General features: G+C 59.7%; 1 rRNA gene. It reads right to left on the reverse strand.

What is annotated here, in order from left to right:
* Positions 1 to 221 precede the first annotated feature (221 nt).
* Positions 222 to 593, reverse strand: a 23S ribosomal RNA gene (locus DKT72_RS18955); the annotation flags it as partial.

Genomic DNA, 593 nt, shown 5'->3' on the forward strand with positions numbered 1-593 from the left:
TTCCGGGTTCGGAATGGGACCGGGCGTCTCACCTGGGCCATGGCCGCCGCAAATCTTCTCTTATACGGTCGGGAACAATGTCCCGCCGGCCTGTGGCGGCCTGGGAACCGGACAGCGGACGCGGATATGTCGATGTTTCGTCTTGTGGCCAGACAATGCTCATTGCCGTCTGGTGTCGTTTGCAGGAGGAAGATGCGGTCCAACCGCCAGGGGTTGGAATGTTAGTGTTGCCTTTCGTCCGTTAGTACCGGTCGGCTCCACCCCTCGCGGGGCTTCCACGTCCGGCCTATCGACCACGTGTTCTGCATGGGGACTACAGGAACTCGAAGGTTCCACGGAATGCTTATCTTGGAGCAGGCTTCCCGCTTAGATGCTTTCAGCGGTTATCCCTTCCGAACGTAGCCAACCGGCCGTGCCACTGGCGTGACAACCGGCATACCAGAGGTTCGTCCACCCAGGTCCTCTCGTACTATGGGCAGGCCTCCTCAGCATTCCAACGAGCGCAGAGGATAGAGACCAAACTGTCTCACGACGTTCTGAACCCAGCTCGCGTGCCGCTTTAATCGGCGAACAGCCGAACCCTTGGGACCTGC

It is taken from the genome of Confluentibacter sediminis, assembly GCF_003258355.1.
Taxonomy (GTDB): Bacteria; Bacteroidota; Bacteroidia; order Flavobacteriales; family Flavobacteriaceae; genus Confluentibacter; species Confluentibacter sediminis.